General features: G+C 44.8%; 14 protein-coding genes and 1 tRNA gene. 11 read left to right on the top strand and 4 right to left on the bottom strand.

Features of this window, described 5'->3' with window-relative positions; translation table 11 throughout:
• The first annotated feature begins 266 nt into the window (after positions 1-266).
• The gene (locus tag P5674_RS10370) at positions 267-572 is read left to right on the top strand and encodes a hypothetical protein (RefSeq protein ID WP_062945961.1); all 306 of its coding nucleotides are present in this window, start codon (positions 267-269) and stop codon (positions 570-572) included.
• A gap of 69 nt (positions 573-641) precedes the next feature.
• Here the strand turns inward: P5674_RS10370 and P5674_RS10365 are convergent, their stop codons facing one another.
• A complete protein-coding gene (locus P5674_RS10365; protein WP_006617643.1) occupies positions 642-1,451 on the bottom strand; it encodes a nuclear transport factor 2 family protein in 810 nt (269 codons plus the stop codon).
• 138 nt (positions 1,452-1,589) lie between these two features.
• Here P5674_RS10365 and murG point away from each other — a divergent pair, with 138 nt between their 5' ends.
• Positions 1,590-2,654: an undecaprenyldiphospho-muramoylpentapeptide beta-N-acetylglucosaminyltransferase gene (gene murG / locus P5674_RS10360; protein WP_006617642.1), complete on the top strand. Its 1,065-nt coding sequence runs from the start codon at positions 1,590-1,592 to the stop codon at positions 2,652-2,654.
• A gap of 134 nt (positions 2,655-2,788) precedes the next feature.
• Entirely contained in the window at positions 2,789-3,445 is a 657-nt protein-coding gene (locus P5674_RS10355) for a pentapeptide repeat-containing protein (RefSeq protein WP_006617641.1), read from the top strand.
• A gap of 79 nt (positions 3,446-3,524) precedes the next feature.
• Here P5674_RS10355 and P5674_RS10350 read toward each other — a convergent pair whose 3' ends face one another.
• Positions 3,525-3,872, bottom strand: a complete 348-nt coding sequence (locus P5674_RS10350) for a hypothetical protein (protein WP_006617640.1) — start codon at positions 3,870-3,872, stop codon at positions 3,525-3,527.
• A gap of 114 nt (positions 3,873-3,986) precedes the next feature.
• On the opposite strand from P5674_RS10350, the gene P5674_RS10345 reads away from it, so the two are divergent.
• From P5674_RS10345 to rsmD, 4 genes are all read left to right on the top strand, one after another.
• On the top strand, positions 3,987-6,179 hold the full coding sequence (locus P5674_RS10345) for a tetratricopeptide repeat protein (protein WP_006617639.1): 2,193 nt from the start codon (positions 3,987-3,989) through the stop codon (positions 6,177-6,179).
• Positions 6,180-6,273: 94 nt separating this feature from the next.
• Positions 6,274-8,463 (top strand): tetratricopeptide repeat protein, encoded by a 2,190-nt coding sequence (locus P5674_RS10340; protein WP_315669979.1) that lies wholly within the window; start codon positions 6,274-6,276, stop codon positions 8,461-8,463.
• 85 nt (positions 8,464-8,548) lie between these two features.
• Entirely contained in the window at positions 8,549-9,190 is a 642-nt protein-coding gene (gene hisH, locus P5674_RS10335; protein ID WP_006617637.1) for an imidazole glycerol phosphate synthase subunit HisH, read from the top strand.
• An 18-nt stretch (positions 9,191-9,208) separates the two neighbouring features.
• Positions 9,209-9,760: a 16S rRNA (guanine(966)-N(2))-methyltransferase RsmD gene (rsmD, locus tag P5674_RS10330; protein ID WP_006617636.1), complete on the top strand. Its 552-nt coding sequence runs from the start codon at positions 9,209-9,211 to the stop codon at positions 9,758-9,760.
• On the opposite strand, the gene mazG is transcribed toward rsmD, so the two are convergent.
• Together mazG and P5674_RS10320 are read right to left on the bottom strand one after the other, a co-directional pair.
• Positions 9,741-10,574 (bottom strand): nucleoside triphosphate pyrophosphohydrolase, encoded by an 834-nt coding sequence (gene mazG, locus P5674_RS10325; RefSeq protein WP_006617635.1) that lies wholly within the window; start codon positions 10,572-10,574, stop codon positions 9,741-9,743. The two genes, rsmD and mazG, sit on opposite strands and share 20 nt — an antisense overlap.
• Before the next feature lie 83 nt (positions 10,575-10,657).
• Positions 10,658-11,338, bottom strand: a complete 681-nt coding sequence (locus P5674_RS10320) for a metal-binding protein (RefSeq protein ID WP_006617634.1) — start codon at positions 11,336-11,338, stop codon at positions 10,658-10,660.
• A gap of 76 nt (positions 11,339-11,414) precedes the next feature.
• On the opposite strand from P5674_RS10320, the gene P5674_RS10315 reads away from it, so the two are divergent.
• The 4 genes from P5674_RS10315 to P5674_RS10300 all read left to right on the top strand — a co-directional run bounded on the left by P5674_RS10315 (position 11,415) and on the right by P5674_RS10300 (position 13,525).
• Positions 11,415-11,486, top strand: a tRNA-Val gene (locus tag P5674_RS10315).
• 316 nt (positions 11,487-11,802) lie between these two features.
• Positions 11,803-11,949, top strand: coding sequence for a hypothetical protein (locus P5674_RS10310; RefSeq protein WP_315669978.1), 147 nt, complete (start codon positions 11,803-11,805; stop codon positions 11,947-11,949).
• A gap of 604 nt (positions 11,950-12,553) precedes the next feature.
• Positions 12,554-12,793 carry a hypothetical protein gene (locus tag P5674_RS10305; protein ID WP_006615866.1) on the top strand — a complete coding sequence of 80 codons (240 nt, stop codon included), beginning with the start codon at positions 12,554-12,556 and terminating at the stop codon, positions 12,791-12,793.
• A gap of 549 nt (positions 12,794-13,342) precedes the next feature.
• On the top strand, positions 13,343-13,525 hold the full coding sequence (locus P5674_RS10300; RefSeq protein ID WP_006669990.1) for a hypothetical protein: 183 nt from the start codon (positions 13,343-13,345) through the stop codon (positions 13,523-13,525).
• Positions 13,526-13,756 lie beyond the last annotated feature (231 nt).

Here is a 13,756-nt window from a genome sequence, read left to right as displayed (position 1 = left end):
GGCGAGCCCGTCAATCTTCCCCTGGTGAGGTGAGGAAATACCCGGTTTGGGAAGGGCGGGTTTATCAATCTTCCTGTGGGGAGGTGAGGAAATACCCGGTTTGGTGGATTGGTGAGCTACTTTTCAAAGCCCCTCTCCCGTATGGGAGAGGGGTTTGGGGTGAGGGCTTTACCTCAAAAGGCGAGCCCGTCAATCTTCCCCTGGTGAGGTGAGGAAATACCCGGTTTGGGAAGGAAGGGCGGGTTTATCAATCTTACTGTGGGGAGGTGAGGAACTCGGAGAACCCGCCCCTACAGGTCAAAAAGCGGGTTTATCAATCTTCCTGTGGGGAGGTTAGCAAATACCCCCCTTGGGAAGGGCGGGTTTATCAATCTTCCCCTGGTGAGGTGAGGAAATACCCAGTTTGGGGAGGGCGGGTTTATCAATCTTCCTGTTGGGAGGTGAGGAAATCGGAGAACCCGCCCCTACAGGTCAAAAAGCGGGTTTATCAATCTTCCTGTGGGGAGGTTAGCAAATACCCCCCTTGGGAAGGGCGGGTTTATCAATCTTCCTGTGGGGAGGTGAGGAAATAGGAGAACCCGCCCCTACAGGATCTATCTTACCTAGTAGGGGCGAGAAATTTTTCGCCCCTATTATATCGATTAATCGACAACTCTCATGCGCTGGGTAATGGAGGTGATACCATCACGACGCATAAGAATAGTAGAAACCCAGTTATCCTCTGGTAATATCGGCGCTTGACCAATTTTGAAAATACCACCAGATGTTAAAAACTGAATAGATACAGGTGTAGGCTCAAAGTAAGCATTAGTATTAACGGGTTGGACGATCGCCCCTCCAATCAACAATTCCGAACCCAGGGGTTCTTCAACTATAGCATCAAGGCTGAATTCTCGACCCGTGAACACCTGTTCAGGAATATTCAATGTAACCGTTGGGGGAGCATCACCAGAAGTTAACTGGTTGCGTTCCGCTAAAATTTCCTGAGCGATAATCAGATCATTCTCAATGCGCTGTTGGGAAGTAATCCTCGATCGCAAAATTACATCGCGATCGGGAAAGCGTTTCACCCCTTCAATTTCCGTAACCGTTGTCGCAATAATCGCATTTCCATCTCGTTCCCAATCCTGCAAAGTCGTGCGATAATTAAGAGAGTAGTATTGTTCCCAAAAATGCCTTAAACCCCGTTTTAAAGTATCATGATTTAAACCATCAGTATTTTCAAAATCTGGAGCATAAAACCTCATCAACGCTTCCAGATTTTGGCGATTAGCTTCAGTCTCAATATTTTCTAGCAGCATTTTCAGTTCCGGTGGGGCGGTGTCTGGTTCGGATGCCCAAGCGCGATCGCTCCCCCAGCCTAAACCGCACCAGAGAGCAATTGTCAGAATGGCTGATAAAACTGGGGAAAAAGCCGGGTAGCGCAACGGAAAAATCACAAGGCGGGTCATAAGTATAGTTGTCAGTTGTGCGTCAGAGTGGTAAAGTAATCAGGAGCTAGGGATTTCCGTTGGGAACACCCCCTCTGATTCTTCCAGTGTTTTGATTGTAGCGAAATTATTGATTGAGTATCCAAAGGAAAAGCAGCCTTGACCGAGACACCCACGCGATTATTAGTTGCAGCCAGTGGTACTGGAGGGCATCTGTTTCCGGCGATCGCCACCGCCGATAGTCTTAGTGATTATCATATCGAATGGCTAGGAGTTCCAGACCGCCTGGAAACCCAGCTAGTTCCCCAAAAGTACCCTATCCATTCTATCGCCGTGGGTGGATTTCAGGGAAAACCCGGCTTAGGAACTCTCATGACCGGGACTCGTCTAGCCACCGCTATCCTCAAAGCCCGCCACCTCCTCAAACAGGGCAATTTTCAAGGCGTATTCACTACAGGGGGTTATATTGCCGCCCCCGCCATTTTAGCAGCTCGTTCCCTCGGTTTACCCGTCATTCTCCATGAGTCTAACGCCCTTCCCGGTAAAGTCACCCGCTGGTTAGCCCCTCGCTGTACCCAGGTGGCGATCGGCTTCGCAGAAGCCGCTAGATATCTTCCCAAAGCCAAAACTACCGTTGTGGGTACTCCTGTACGCGCAGCCTTTACCAACGAGTCAGAGCCCTTAGAATTCCCTATTCCTGACCATGCGCCGCTCGTCGTAGTGTTAGGAGGTTCTCAGGGCGCTGTAGCCGTCAATCGCTTAGTCAGAGCCGCCGCACCAGCTTGGTTAGATGCAGGTGTTTGGATCGTTCACCTTACCGGAAATCTCGACCCCGACGCTGACAGCCTCCAGCATCCCCACTATATTGCTATGCCTTTTTATGATCACATGGGAGCCTTGCTCAAACGCGCTACTTTCGCAGTTAGTCGCGCCGGGGCGGGAACTTTAACAGAATTGGCCATTACTAAAACCCCCGCTATTCTCATTCCCTATCCCTACGCCGCCGAAGACCACCAAACTTTTAACGCCAAGGTTTTTGCTAAACAAGGGGCGGCGGTATTAATTCAACAGCAGGACTTGACACCAGAAGAACTCCAAGGTAAAGTTTTGTATCTATTGGGTGACTCTACAGAACTCAATCGGATGGCTGAGGCGGCTGGGTCCTTGGCAGTGGTTGATAGCGCTAACCGCCTAGCTGACGTGGTTAGGGCCGTTGTTGTTTAGGTAGAAAATGCGATCGCAGCATCTATTTTAGATCCTGACTGTGATATCGATCAGCTTACGGTGAGATTTTACTCATTTCTTTCGGGCTCAAAATCAGTCATAGTAATAGTATCGAGAGTCGAGGAGGGTGTGGGATGAAATTATTAGCTTACGCAACCGCAACATTACTTGTTACCATTGGTATCGCTACTGCAGTTCGTGCAGAAAACCCCGCCCACCTGAAGCAGTTGCTGGAGACTAAAAGCTGTGAGGGATGTGATCTTACCGGGGCACAGTTACAAGGATTAGACCTTAGTGGTGCTAACCTGAGAAGGGCTGATCTCAGTGGTGCTGATCTTACTGGTGCTAATTTGAATGAGGCTAACTTCAACCGGGCTATCCTGGTTGAGGCTAACTTAACAGATACTAGCCTGATTGCAGCTAAACTTCACGGCGCAGACTTAACCCGTACTAACTTGAGGAATGCTAATCTAACCCTAGCGGGGATGGTGATTGCTGACCTGACTGATGCGAACCTCAGAGGTGCAAATCTAGTTGGTGCGAATTTGGAAAGTGCTGATTTAACTGGGGCGAATCTTCAAAATGTTCGTCAGTCTGTAGTTAGTTTGGGTTTGGTGCGTCTTCAAGAAGGAAGCCTATATGGCTTTGATATCATTGGTGTTAATTTGCGGGATACTGATTTAACAGGAACTAATCTAAGTGGGGCTGATTTGACTGCATCAGACTTAGCGGGCGCTAATTTGGATGATGCCAATTTATTCAATACTAATTTAATGAATGCCAGACGTTAAGAAGTTGGTCAATTATCTGACCATGAAAAGGAGGGGTATAGCCAGGCTATATCCCTCTTTTGTTGATTTTGAGATAGCTTTAAGATTCTTTGAGAGGGTCAATGTTGACGTGCATTTTCGATTTGCTTTCCTCATATTTATCGGAATTGGAGTCTCGATTTAATCCGGCTAATCCCCATACTAGGCTGACTAATGCTGCTTGATAAACTGCATGATTTCCTTCAGCGTTAGCTTTATCTATTAATGATTCATTGTTAGATTCATCGTTAACTGTTGGCTTATCTGTAATAACACCTCCTTCGTATTTAAGACTGGCTGAGTCTATAGCAGTTAAAGGTTCATATAATACTATTGTAGTCTCAATTGGCTCATTTTGTGTATACAAGAGTCGATGACCTCTATCAGGATCAAGGATAGATCTGAGCAATTGATCAAAATCCCCCCCCTGTACTGTTGTCAGTATCAACAGGCTATGATAGAAAAATAGGGTATCTCAGAATCAACTGAACCCATTTTTACCCATCAAACGAGATCTTATCAGATGTCTTCCCAGTTACCTTCTGTTTCTAACTCCCCATCTAACCCTAGTCCTGAAGTATTCTTGCACCAGGCTGAGACTTGTTATCTTCAGGGAGACTATGATCAGGCGATCGCCGCCTGTCAAAAGGCGTTAGAATTGAAACCTAACTGGCCTCCGGTTTATGTGACTATGGGTAATGTGTCTCAGGGTCGGGGTCAAATTCAAGAGGCGATCCGATACTATGCCAAGGCTTTAGAATTTGACCCGAATTTACCCCAAGCCCATGCTAATTTGGGTAGTATGTTCTATAAACAAGGACAATTGGAATCGGCGATCGCCAGCTATCAAAAGGCGATCGCCCTCAAGCCAGACTTAACCGCAGTTTATGTTAACCTCGCTCGTGCTTTGCGACAACTGGGGCGAGAGTCGGAAGCCTTAATAGTTGAACAAAAGGCTCATCAAATTAATTCCTCTACCGGGGGCGCAATTCATCTTTATAACCAGGGAAATCAACTCGTCAATGAGGGTAAATTAGAAGAGGCGATCGCCCTGTGGAAACAGGCTATTGTCGCTGACCCCAATCTGGCAGAAGCCTACTGTCAAATCGGTATAATTCATAGACATCAAGGCCAGCCGAAAGAAGCTATCCCCTTCTTAGAAAAGGCGATCGAATTAAAACCCAATTTTATCGCCGCCTATCAAAATATCTGTGGCATATATCGCGACTCCTCCGACCTCGCCTCCGCCCGGAATGCCGTAGAAAGCTACCTCAAAAATTGTGGTAGTATCGATCCGATTATGACCGCTATTTATGCCGTTAGTATCTATCAGGTTTCCGGTTTAAATGCCGTGGCTTTACCAAGATTTTTGCAGCTAGAATCACAAGTCCCGGCTTTACTAGCTCACACCAAACCAGTAGAGATTAAATCCCTTTATGCTAACCTATTATTCGCCCTGCCCTATCTGCGGGATGATTTAGAAAAGAATTATAAGCTACAACGATTAATTAGCGATCGCTATGTTAGCCTAATATCTCCTACTTCCACACCCACCACTATTCAAACCACTAAAGGATTTGGCAATATCCCCAGCCCCAAAACCGTGAAAATTGGGATTCTTTCTAAAAACTTTTGTCGTCATTCCGTCGGCTGGTGTAGTGCCGATGTCATTAAAGAATTAGCCGCCCTGAATACAGAAATTTATCTATATTGGAGCGATCGGCCTACCCGAGATAACCAAACTCCAGCATTTGAACAAGTTGCTCACAAAGTTTTTGCCCCCCAAAATTTCCCCCAGGGACTCCCCAACCCCCAAGAAATTGTGAACGCTATTCGCCAAGACCAAATCGATATTCTCCTAGACTTAGACTCTCTCAGTGTCCAAATTAATACCGAAATTTTAGCCCACCAACCTGCTCGCTTTTGTATATCTTGGCTAGGTTTTGATAGCCCTCAAATTTCCGCCGATAACTATTTTATTGGCGACCATTATACCCATCCCCCAGGGCGAGAATCTTATTATACTGAAAAATTAATTAGGATGCCTCAGACATTTATGGCCGTCTCTGGCTTCAAGAGAGTATCAGCAGATCAAAACCTCCTCAGACAAGCCTACCGTATTAGTCGCGACCAGGTGGTTTATTTGTGTGTAGCACCGGGACGTAAATTTAACCCTGATTTAGTGAAAGCCCAGGTCAATATCCTTAAACAAGTTCCCGATAGTATTTTAGTTCACAAAGCATTAGGAGATACCCAGATAATTCGTGAAACCTATGCGGCCGCTTGTAAGGCGATCGGTGTCGGTCAACATCGCATTAAACAAATAAGTCGATTTGCGACCGAAGAAGAACACCGGAAAATCTATATATTGGCAGATGTGCTATTGGATTCCTACCCCTACAATGGTGGTACTCATAGTTTGGAAGCCCTCTGGTTTAATACTCCCCTAGTCACTCGCCGAGGCTCACAATTTTTATCCCGCATGGGTTATTCTTTCTTAAAAGCAGTAGGTGTAGAAATGGGGATAGCCGACTCCTGGGAAGACTATCAAAATTGGGCTATCCGTTTGGGTCGTGAACCGGAACTTAGACAATCAATTCGCGAACAGTTAATGGCATCTAAAAACCCTGATAATTTAGCCCCTTTATGGAATCCTAAAGCCTTGGCTAAAGATTTATATTCCCACTTTCAACAATTACTCAATCAATCAACCTAATAATTACAATATATTTGACATTCTGGTAAATTTCCGGTATAATCCCGATAGTGGGTGATATAATGGGGTATATTGTAAGCAATCCTAGCCAGCCATGAGCAACCTTCCAGACTTCCAACATCAAGGTTATCACACCATTAGGCAATTGGGATGTAACCCAGAAGGGGGGCGGATAACCTACCTGGCAACCTATGCCAAAACTAATCAACCAGTGACAATCAAAGAATTTCGCTTTGCCTTTACTGGGGCGAGTTGGGCAGGATTAAAAGCCCATGAACGGGAAATCGAGATGTTACAGCAGATTAGACATCCCCGTATACCGCGCTATCTGACATCCTTTGAGACTCCGGCTGGCTTCTGTTTGGTGCAGGAGTACAAAAAGGCACCTTCCCTAGAGTCTGGTCAACGCTTCACCCCAGAACAGATTAGGCAAATTGCTATTTCTATCTTAGGGATTCTGGTATATTTACAACAGCATAATCCGCCAATTATTCACCGTGATATTAAGCCAGGTAACATTCTAGTAGACGATCGCCTCAATGCTTATCTAGTGGATTTTGGCTTTGCTAAAGTAGGTGGAAAAGATACCGCCACCAGTAGTATCGCCGCCGGAACACCGGGGTTTATGCCACCGGAGGAACTCTTTAACCGACCCTTAACAGAATCTTCCGACCTCTACAGTTTGGGGGCTACCCTAATTTGTCTGCTAACAGGGACTCATCCCGCCCATATTGGTCAGCTTATTGATGATAACTATTGTTTCCAATTTAGACAACTGGTAAAAGGTGGCGATCGCCGTTTTTTGGCATGGTTAGAAAGGCTGGTAGAACCTAGCACCAAAAGACGGTTTAAAAATGCCTCTCAAGCCTTAGCAGCTTTGACTAGGACGACAACTTCCAGGGATGTAGTTATCTCTCAACTTAAACCCATAGGGGCGCTATTTTTTATGGTGCTAGTGGGCAATATGGCTATGCAAGAGGCGCGAGATTTTAGCAATTCTCAATCATCAAAAGTTAATCGCCCATCCGAAAATTTCACAGCTAGTTTTCCCTGGTCACAGGCGGTCAAATTACGCCATAAAGCTCAGAGTTTTTTGGATGTAGAACAATACGATAAAGCCTTATCTGCCTATAATATGGCTTTGGATATTAACCCGAATTATCTGCAAGCCCTAGAGGGTCGCTGTTCAGCATTATATCATTTAGAACAGTATGATCAAGCCCTAAGAAGTTGCGACGCGGCGATCGCGATTAACCCTCAGTCATATCATTCCTGGCATCAACGAGGCAACATTTTAAATCAATTAGGGCGATATCGGGAAGCCTTAGAATCTTATAACAAGTCTATTGCGATTCATCCCAATTATGTCCATAGTTGGAATGGTCGCTGCTGGTCTTTGAATAACTTACACCAGTTTCAGGATGCTTTAAAATCCTGCGATCGCGCTATAGAAATTGATGGTAATTCCGAGTGGGTATGGAATAATCGAGGTTATGCTTTAGAGAGATTATCACTCCACCAGGAAGCGCTACAATCCTACAGTCGCGCCCTCAGTATTAACCCTAAGAATACCATGATCGCCCGCAATTATCAACGGGCTACCGAGAGATTACATAAATCGGCTATATCTAACTACACACCTACTGACTGGTTTAATCAGGGAGAAATATCGCGAGATAAAGGTGATTATGAACAGGCTTTAAGTGCTTATGATAAAGCAATTGCCGAAAATTCTCACCATTTTGATGCCCACCTTTATCGTTGTCGGGTGTTGCGTATCTTAGACCAAATGCCGGAAGCCCTAATGAGTTGCGATCGCGCTTTAGTAATCAATTCTAACTCCCATTTAGCCTGGGAAAGTCGCGCTTGGGTGTTGCGGGGTTTGGGTCGTTATGCTGATGCTATACAAGCAAGCGATCGCGCTTTAGCAATTAATCCCCGCGCCTATTGGTCTTGGATAGAAAAAAGTGTAGCCTGGCGGAATTTAGGGGAATATCAACAAGCATTAGAGGCGGCGGAAAAGGCGATCGCCATTAACCCCAATCAACTAAATGGCTGGTTAGATACGGGGATAGCTTTAAATCATTTAGGCCGTTATGAACAGGCATTAATAGCCCTAAATAAAGCCCTAAATGCTGACCCCAAAGACCGGGAAGTGTGGCATCAAAGGGGATTAGCTTTAGAGGGTTTAAACCGTTCCGAAGAAGCTCGTGATGCCTATAATCAAGCCTTAATCTTGGATTTGAACAGTCAACAGCCAACCGAAAACGGAGCCATCAATTAATAATTTCAATAATCATCAACTCCCAAATGTTCCCAAATTGTCCGTAAATATGAGATAATGTCAAATGGTGGCTTGAGGGATATAGATGGCGAGAATCGCAGTAATTGACTATGATATGGGTAATCTGCACTCGGTCTGTAAGGGCTTGGAAAATGCAGGAGGAACCCCAGAAATTACCGATGATCCAAAGGTAATCAATGCGGCTGATGGTGTGCTTTTACCAGGAGTAGGAGCCTTTGACCCGGCGGTGCAACATCTGCGATCGCGTAATCTCATCGAACCCATTAAACAGGTAATTGCTGACGGTGTGCCATTTTTGGGGATTTGTTTAGGGTTGCAAATTTTGTTCGAGTCCGGGGAAGAAGGGGAAGAAGCAGGGTTAGGGATTTTTCCGGGTAAAGTGCGACGGTTTAAATCAGAACCCGGACTGACTATTCCTCACATGGGTTGGAATCAACTAACATTTACTCAACCATCAGTCAGTCTTTGGGATAATTTGGGAGATAATCCCTGGGTGTATTTTGTGCATTCTTATTATGTCGATCCGGCTGATTCGACGATTACCGCCGCCACTATCACCCACGGAAGCCAAACCGTGACTGCTGCGATCGCTTACCAAAATGTGATGGCGGTACAATTCCACCCCGAAAAATCCTCACTCGCCGGACTGCAATTATTATCTAATTTTGTGCAGTTGGTGAACTCTTCTCAAAAGGTAATTACTTAGATGGGATAGTGTTCACAAATGGCCTTGAGAATTTATGGTAATCGCCAACTAAAAACCCTCCCCGGACAAAATACCCGACCTACTCCCTCACGGGTCAGGGAAGCCGTGTTTAATATTTGGCAGGACATTACTGGATGTCGTTGGCTGGATCTTTGTGCTGGTAGTGGGTCAATGGGGGCAGAGGCTCTATGTCGTGGGGCGGCGATCGCAGTGGCGATCGAACAGTCCGGGCCAGCTTGTCAAATTATTAAGCAAAATTGGCAGCAAGTAGCTACACCAGAACAACAGTTTCGCGTCCTACGGGGAGATGTGGTTAAACGGCTAAAATCCTTAGCCGCCGAGGAGTTCGATCGCATTTATTTTGACCCACCATATACAGCCAATTTATATGAACCTGTCCTAGAAGCGATCGCCAAATATTCCCTACTCGCCGCCGGGGGAGAGTTAATTGCTGAACATGACCCAAAACGAGAAATGGTAGAGGTTTCCGGTTTAGCGATCGTCCGCCAAAAAGTCTATGGAGGATGTGCGATCGCCTTTTATCAATCCCTTAATTCCCCTGTTCCTTAATGATAGCTTTAGCCCTATCCCATAAGACATCTAATTGAGCTAGGGTGTAGTCTGCTAAAGGGCGATCGCAAGCAGCCTCTACCATAGAAAATCGGCGAATAAACCTATGATTAGTCTCCCGTAGCGCTTCATGAGGGTCGATATCATACCAGCGGGCTAAATTGACCAACACAAATAAAATATCTCCTAATTCCGCTTGTTGTTGTGCTTTATCTTCGTAGCGTAAGGCTTCTTCAAATTCCGCCACTTCCTCATGAAACTTATCCCAAACCCCATCAACATTATCCCACTCAAAGCCAACAGCAGCAGTTTTTTTAGATAATTTCATAGCTGCTATCAGAGGCGGAAGTTGTCGGGAATAACGGTTTAATTTAGCACTTAAAGACTGGGAATCTTGATGATTTGCCGCTTCTTTATCCTTAATAGCTTCCCAGTTTTCGTGTACTTCCTCGACACTATCAACCTTCACATCGGCGAAAACGTGGGGATGTCTGCGGATGAGTTTTTCCGTAATACCAGCCGCCACATCAGCCAGGGAAAATTGCTGAGATTCGCTGGCAATTTGAGCTTGTAGAACTACTTGCAACAATAAATCTCCTAATTCATCAGCGATCGCTTTTGGGTCTCCCGTAGCAATGGCATCGACTACCTCATAGGCTTCTTCGAGAATATAAGGGGTTAAACTTTGGGGCGTTTGAGCCAAATCCCAAGGACACCCACCATCAGGCGATCGTAATTTAGCCACCACATCAATTAGTTCTTGTAAGGCATTTAGCGTGTCGTTTTCGGGTTGATTATGACTAGAATCAGACATATTGATTTAGGGTTGATTGTACGAATTTGATTAACCGATAAAATCCTACCGTATAGCATCGCTCCTAACAGTTAGGATATATACTATCGTTTGCGGGAGTTCCCCACAGTCGAGGAATTTCTAGAACGACGACTGCTTTTTTTTGGGGAAGTTGACGAGGATTTTGGGGAAGTTGACGAGGAATTGGAGCGAGACCGCCGGGAGGTGGTATTTTTCGGTTTTTTGACTAGGACTGATGGTGGTATCAGTCCATATACCCCTTGGCTTTGCAGGCGTTTATAAATAGATGATCCCCAATCAGATAGATAGTGGCTCATAGCACCGAGTTCTAAACCGCAGAAGATAGCGATCCATTCCAGAGAGTGGTTTACCAGAAATTGCCATAGTTCCCCTGCTAAACTTGATATCGTCCACTCTACCGAAAACAGAAACTCGATCGCCATAGTCGTAATCACACCAAAACCGCCTAGCCAGGTGAACAAGTACAGAACCCGTAAGGCAGTGCCAATAAAAGGCCCGTGGGACAGAAACGAGCGATGGTGCAAACTCTTTTGATAGGGAACCCATAGCCAACGGAACCACCCCCAACGTTGAAACTGTCGCGAGTTTAGATCTAAATCTGGCCCAAACATCAGGCCACTAAATAGAAAACTGGCAGATACTAGGAGGGTTAGATGGCTGCTGCGAGTTTGTCCAAAGGTCAAACCCGCCACCAGTGGCAAGCTCCAGAGTGTTATGCGATCGTGGGTTTTGCCAGAAGGCATAGCACAAAAATTTTTTTCAAAAATAGCTTCCCTATTTTAGCGATTGCTGCTACAATAGAAAACATCGAATGCAAAAGGGCGATTAGCTCAGTGGTAGAGCGCCTGCCTTACAAGCAGGATGTCACTGGTTCAAGTCCAGTATCGCCCATTTTCGGGAAATCCTTATCCTAGCAGCGATAACCGGGATTCACTTAACCCGATAGTCGCACCTAATTACTCAGATATTACTCACAATCTAGTCCTAGCACAGGAAAATAATTCTGTCAATAGGATGATTACTCAGTCAACAAGCACAACTTAATCAATCTGTCAAATACCCATATCACTCCCTAAACCCGACGCTGATAGGGTAGTTCCCTTGTGATACCTGTCAATGGCAAGCCTATCGGTTCGTTCGTCACCATTGACTGCTATCACGTCGGTCACTTCCCTTTGAGTGCTTTTCCCGGTTATGGGGGGAGGGTATGTTTCAAAGCCAACACGATAGCCGTAGGTGGGGGGGGAACCCGCTAGGGAATCAACGTACAAAGATATCAGACCGCCTTTCAGTATCAGATTATGAAAGTATGGTGGCGATCGCCTATCCGGTTATCTATGGGTCTGATTCATAATCTCCGGTGAGGGGAAACTATGGGCTATCATCTGGCTGATATTAAAAGTGCGATCGCCAAATCTAAACTATCATCTACCGGAACCAACCCGATACCCCTCAACAACTTTTCAACTGGAGGCAATTACCGGGGGTAGTGCCTAATATTAATGATAGAGGTGTAAAAACCGACTCGGGTTCAATTTCCATGCCTACCTGCCCAACTTGTACATCTACCCAATTGTTAGACTAAATGGATTAGGCTCAATATCATTTTGAACCGCTTGCTCCGAACCCATACGCATCGATGACTTTGGCTCCGTCAGTATTGCTGACGTCGTCGGTATCGGAACCACAGTAGCACAAACAAGATTAGATGTTAATGGAAATATAAGAGGGCATAGAATTAATTTCAGTAATTTACCGACAAGCCCTACAGGTTTAAGGGTTGGTGATTTATGGTGCGATACAGCTAACGATCATGTAATCAAACAGATTAGATAATGCCTAACAACTATGATATATCTGAGACTCATTGGTTTTGAGTTTATCACCAATATTTCATCAAAGAGGATGATTCAAAACATGGTAGTCAGAAATTTCCAGATATATCAGGTAGCCAATTTGTGAGGATATTATTTGAGGCGGACCAAATTCCTGTTGATTGGAAAATCGCGGGATGGTTAAAATTTTACGCATACAATGATGTCCAACAGAATATGATGGTTAAACGATATATTATTTGGCTTAATCAATATCAAATCATTGCCGAGCCGCCATATAGCAATTTTGACGCAGTATTTGACCCCTTAGAGAGGATTAAGTGGTTTACCATTTATTTTTGGAGATTAATACAATTAATCTAATTATAATAGAGGTTATATTATTGATAATTATTATTGTTTATTTGGTAATTTCTTCATTTATAGGCAATAAAATAATGGAGTCTAAGCTAGATTAAAAAAATAAAAATTTCGACATATTATTTGAGTTTTTGAAATATTCGTTAGATAGTATAATCTGCCCAAAAATATATGACCATGATACGCGTTTACCACCTAACTAAATCAACAGAGATGATATTGACGATGATGGATGGTTGGCGTAAACCCTAACAGCCTAACAGCTAACTCAATAACTTAATGACCCCCTATGGTTTCTGACTGTAGGGGGTGTCTATGTATTTTGGGCTAACAGTCTAACTGCAACAGTCTAATTAAATGTCAATTTTTTCATTAGCTTAAATGCTAACAGTCTAACTGCAACAGTCTAATTACGGGTTTATATGAATGCTCACCCTATCATGTCCAGATATTACCCATAACGGATATTACCCCTAACCGATCGCTTTACCTACAACCTACGACTAAGATTTTTGGGTAAGGCGATTATGTTGGTAGTGACTGTTGGACGTGATGATTACCATCAAAGATTGGAGACTTGCTGAGAATTATGTGGGTATCGATTCCCATCCCGGTAATTGCCTCCAGTTGAAAAGTTGTTTGGGGGGTATCGGGTTGGTTCCGGTAGATGATAGTTCAGGTTTTGCGATCGCACTTTTAGTTTCCCTCACCGGAGATTATCAATTGGACCCATAGATAACCGGATAGGCGATCGTGTTGGCTTTGAATCATACCCTCCCCCCATAACCGGGACAAGCACTCAAAGGGAGTGACCGATGTGATAGCAGTCAATGGTGAGGAACGAACCGATAGACTTGCCATTGACGGGTATCACAAGGGAACTACCCTATCAGCGTCCGGTTATGGGGGTGATCAGCAATTCTCATTTTGGCGAAAACCTGTTCAAGTCCCCAGCATCCCTGTATC

The sequence above is a fragment of the Limnospira sp. PMC 289.06 genome, assembly GCF_032350395.1.
Classification (GTDB): Bacteria; Cyanobacteriota; Cyanobacteriia; order Cyanobacteriales; family Microcoleaceae; genus Limnospira; species Limnospira platensis.
Note: the sequence above shows the minus strand (reverse complement) of the source record. Positions and strands in the feature narration are given on the sequence as shown.

Excerpts from the sequence above, each read along its gene's own strand:
- P5674_RS10365 (WP_006617643.1), bottom strand. The coding sequence starts at position 1,451 with ATGACCCGCCTTGTGATTTTTCCGTTGCGCTACCCGGCTTTTTCCCCA.
- P5674_RS10355 (WP_006617641.1), top strand. The coding sequence starts at position 2,789 with ATGAAATTATTAGCTTACGCAACCGCAACATTACTTGTTACCATTGGT.
- P5674_RS10345 (WP_006617639.1), top strand. The coding sequence starts at position 3,987 with ATGTCTTCCCAGTTACCTTCTGTTTCTAACTCCCCATCTAACCCTAGT.
- P5674_RS10340 (WP_315669979.1), top strand. The coding sequence starts at position 6,274 with ATGAGCAACCTTCCAGACTTCCAACATCAAGGTTATCACACCATTAGG.
- hisH (WP_006617637.1), top strand. The coding sequence starts at position 8,549 with ATGGCGAGAATCGCAGTAATTGACTATGATATGGGTAATCTGCACTCG.
- rsmD (WP_006617636.1), top strand. The coding sequence starts at position 9,209 with ATGGCCTTGAGAATTTATGGTAATCGCCAACTAAAAACCCTCCCCGGA.
- mazG (WP_006617635.1), bottom strand. The coding sequence starts at position 10,574 with ATGTCTGATTCTAGTCATAATCAACCCGAAAACGACACGCTAAATGCC.
- P5674_RS10320 (WP_006617634.1), bottom strand. The coding sequence starts at position 11,338 with ATGCCTTCTGGCAAAACCCACGATCGCATAACACTCTGGAGCTTGCCA.
- P5674_RS10310 (WP_315669978.1), top strand. The coding sequence starts at position 11,803 with ATGTTTCAAAGCCAACACGATAGCCGTAGGTGGGGGGGGAACCCGCTA.
- P5674_RS10300 (WP_006669990.1), top strand. The coding sequence starts at position 13,343 with ATGATTACCATCAAAGATTGGAGACTTGCTGAGAATTATGTGGGTATC.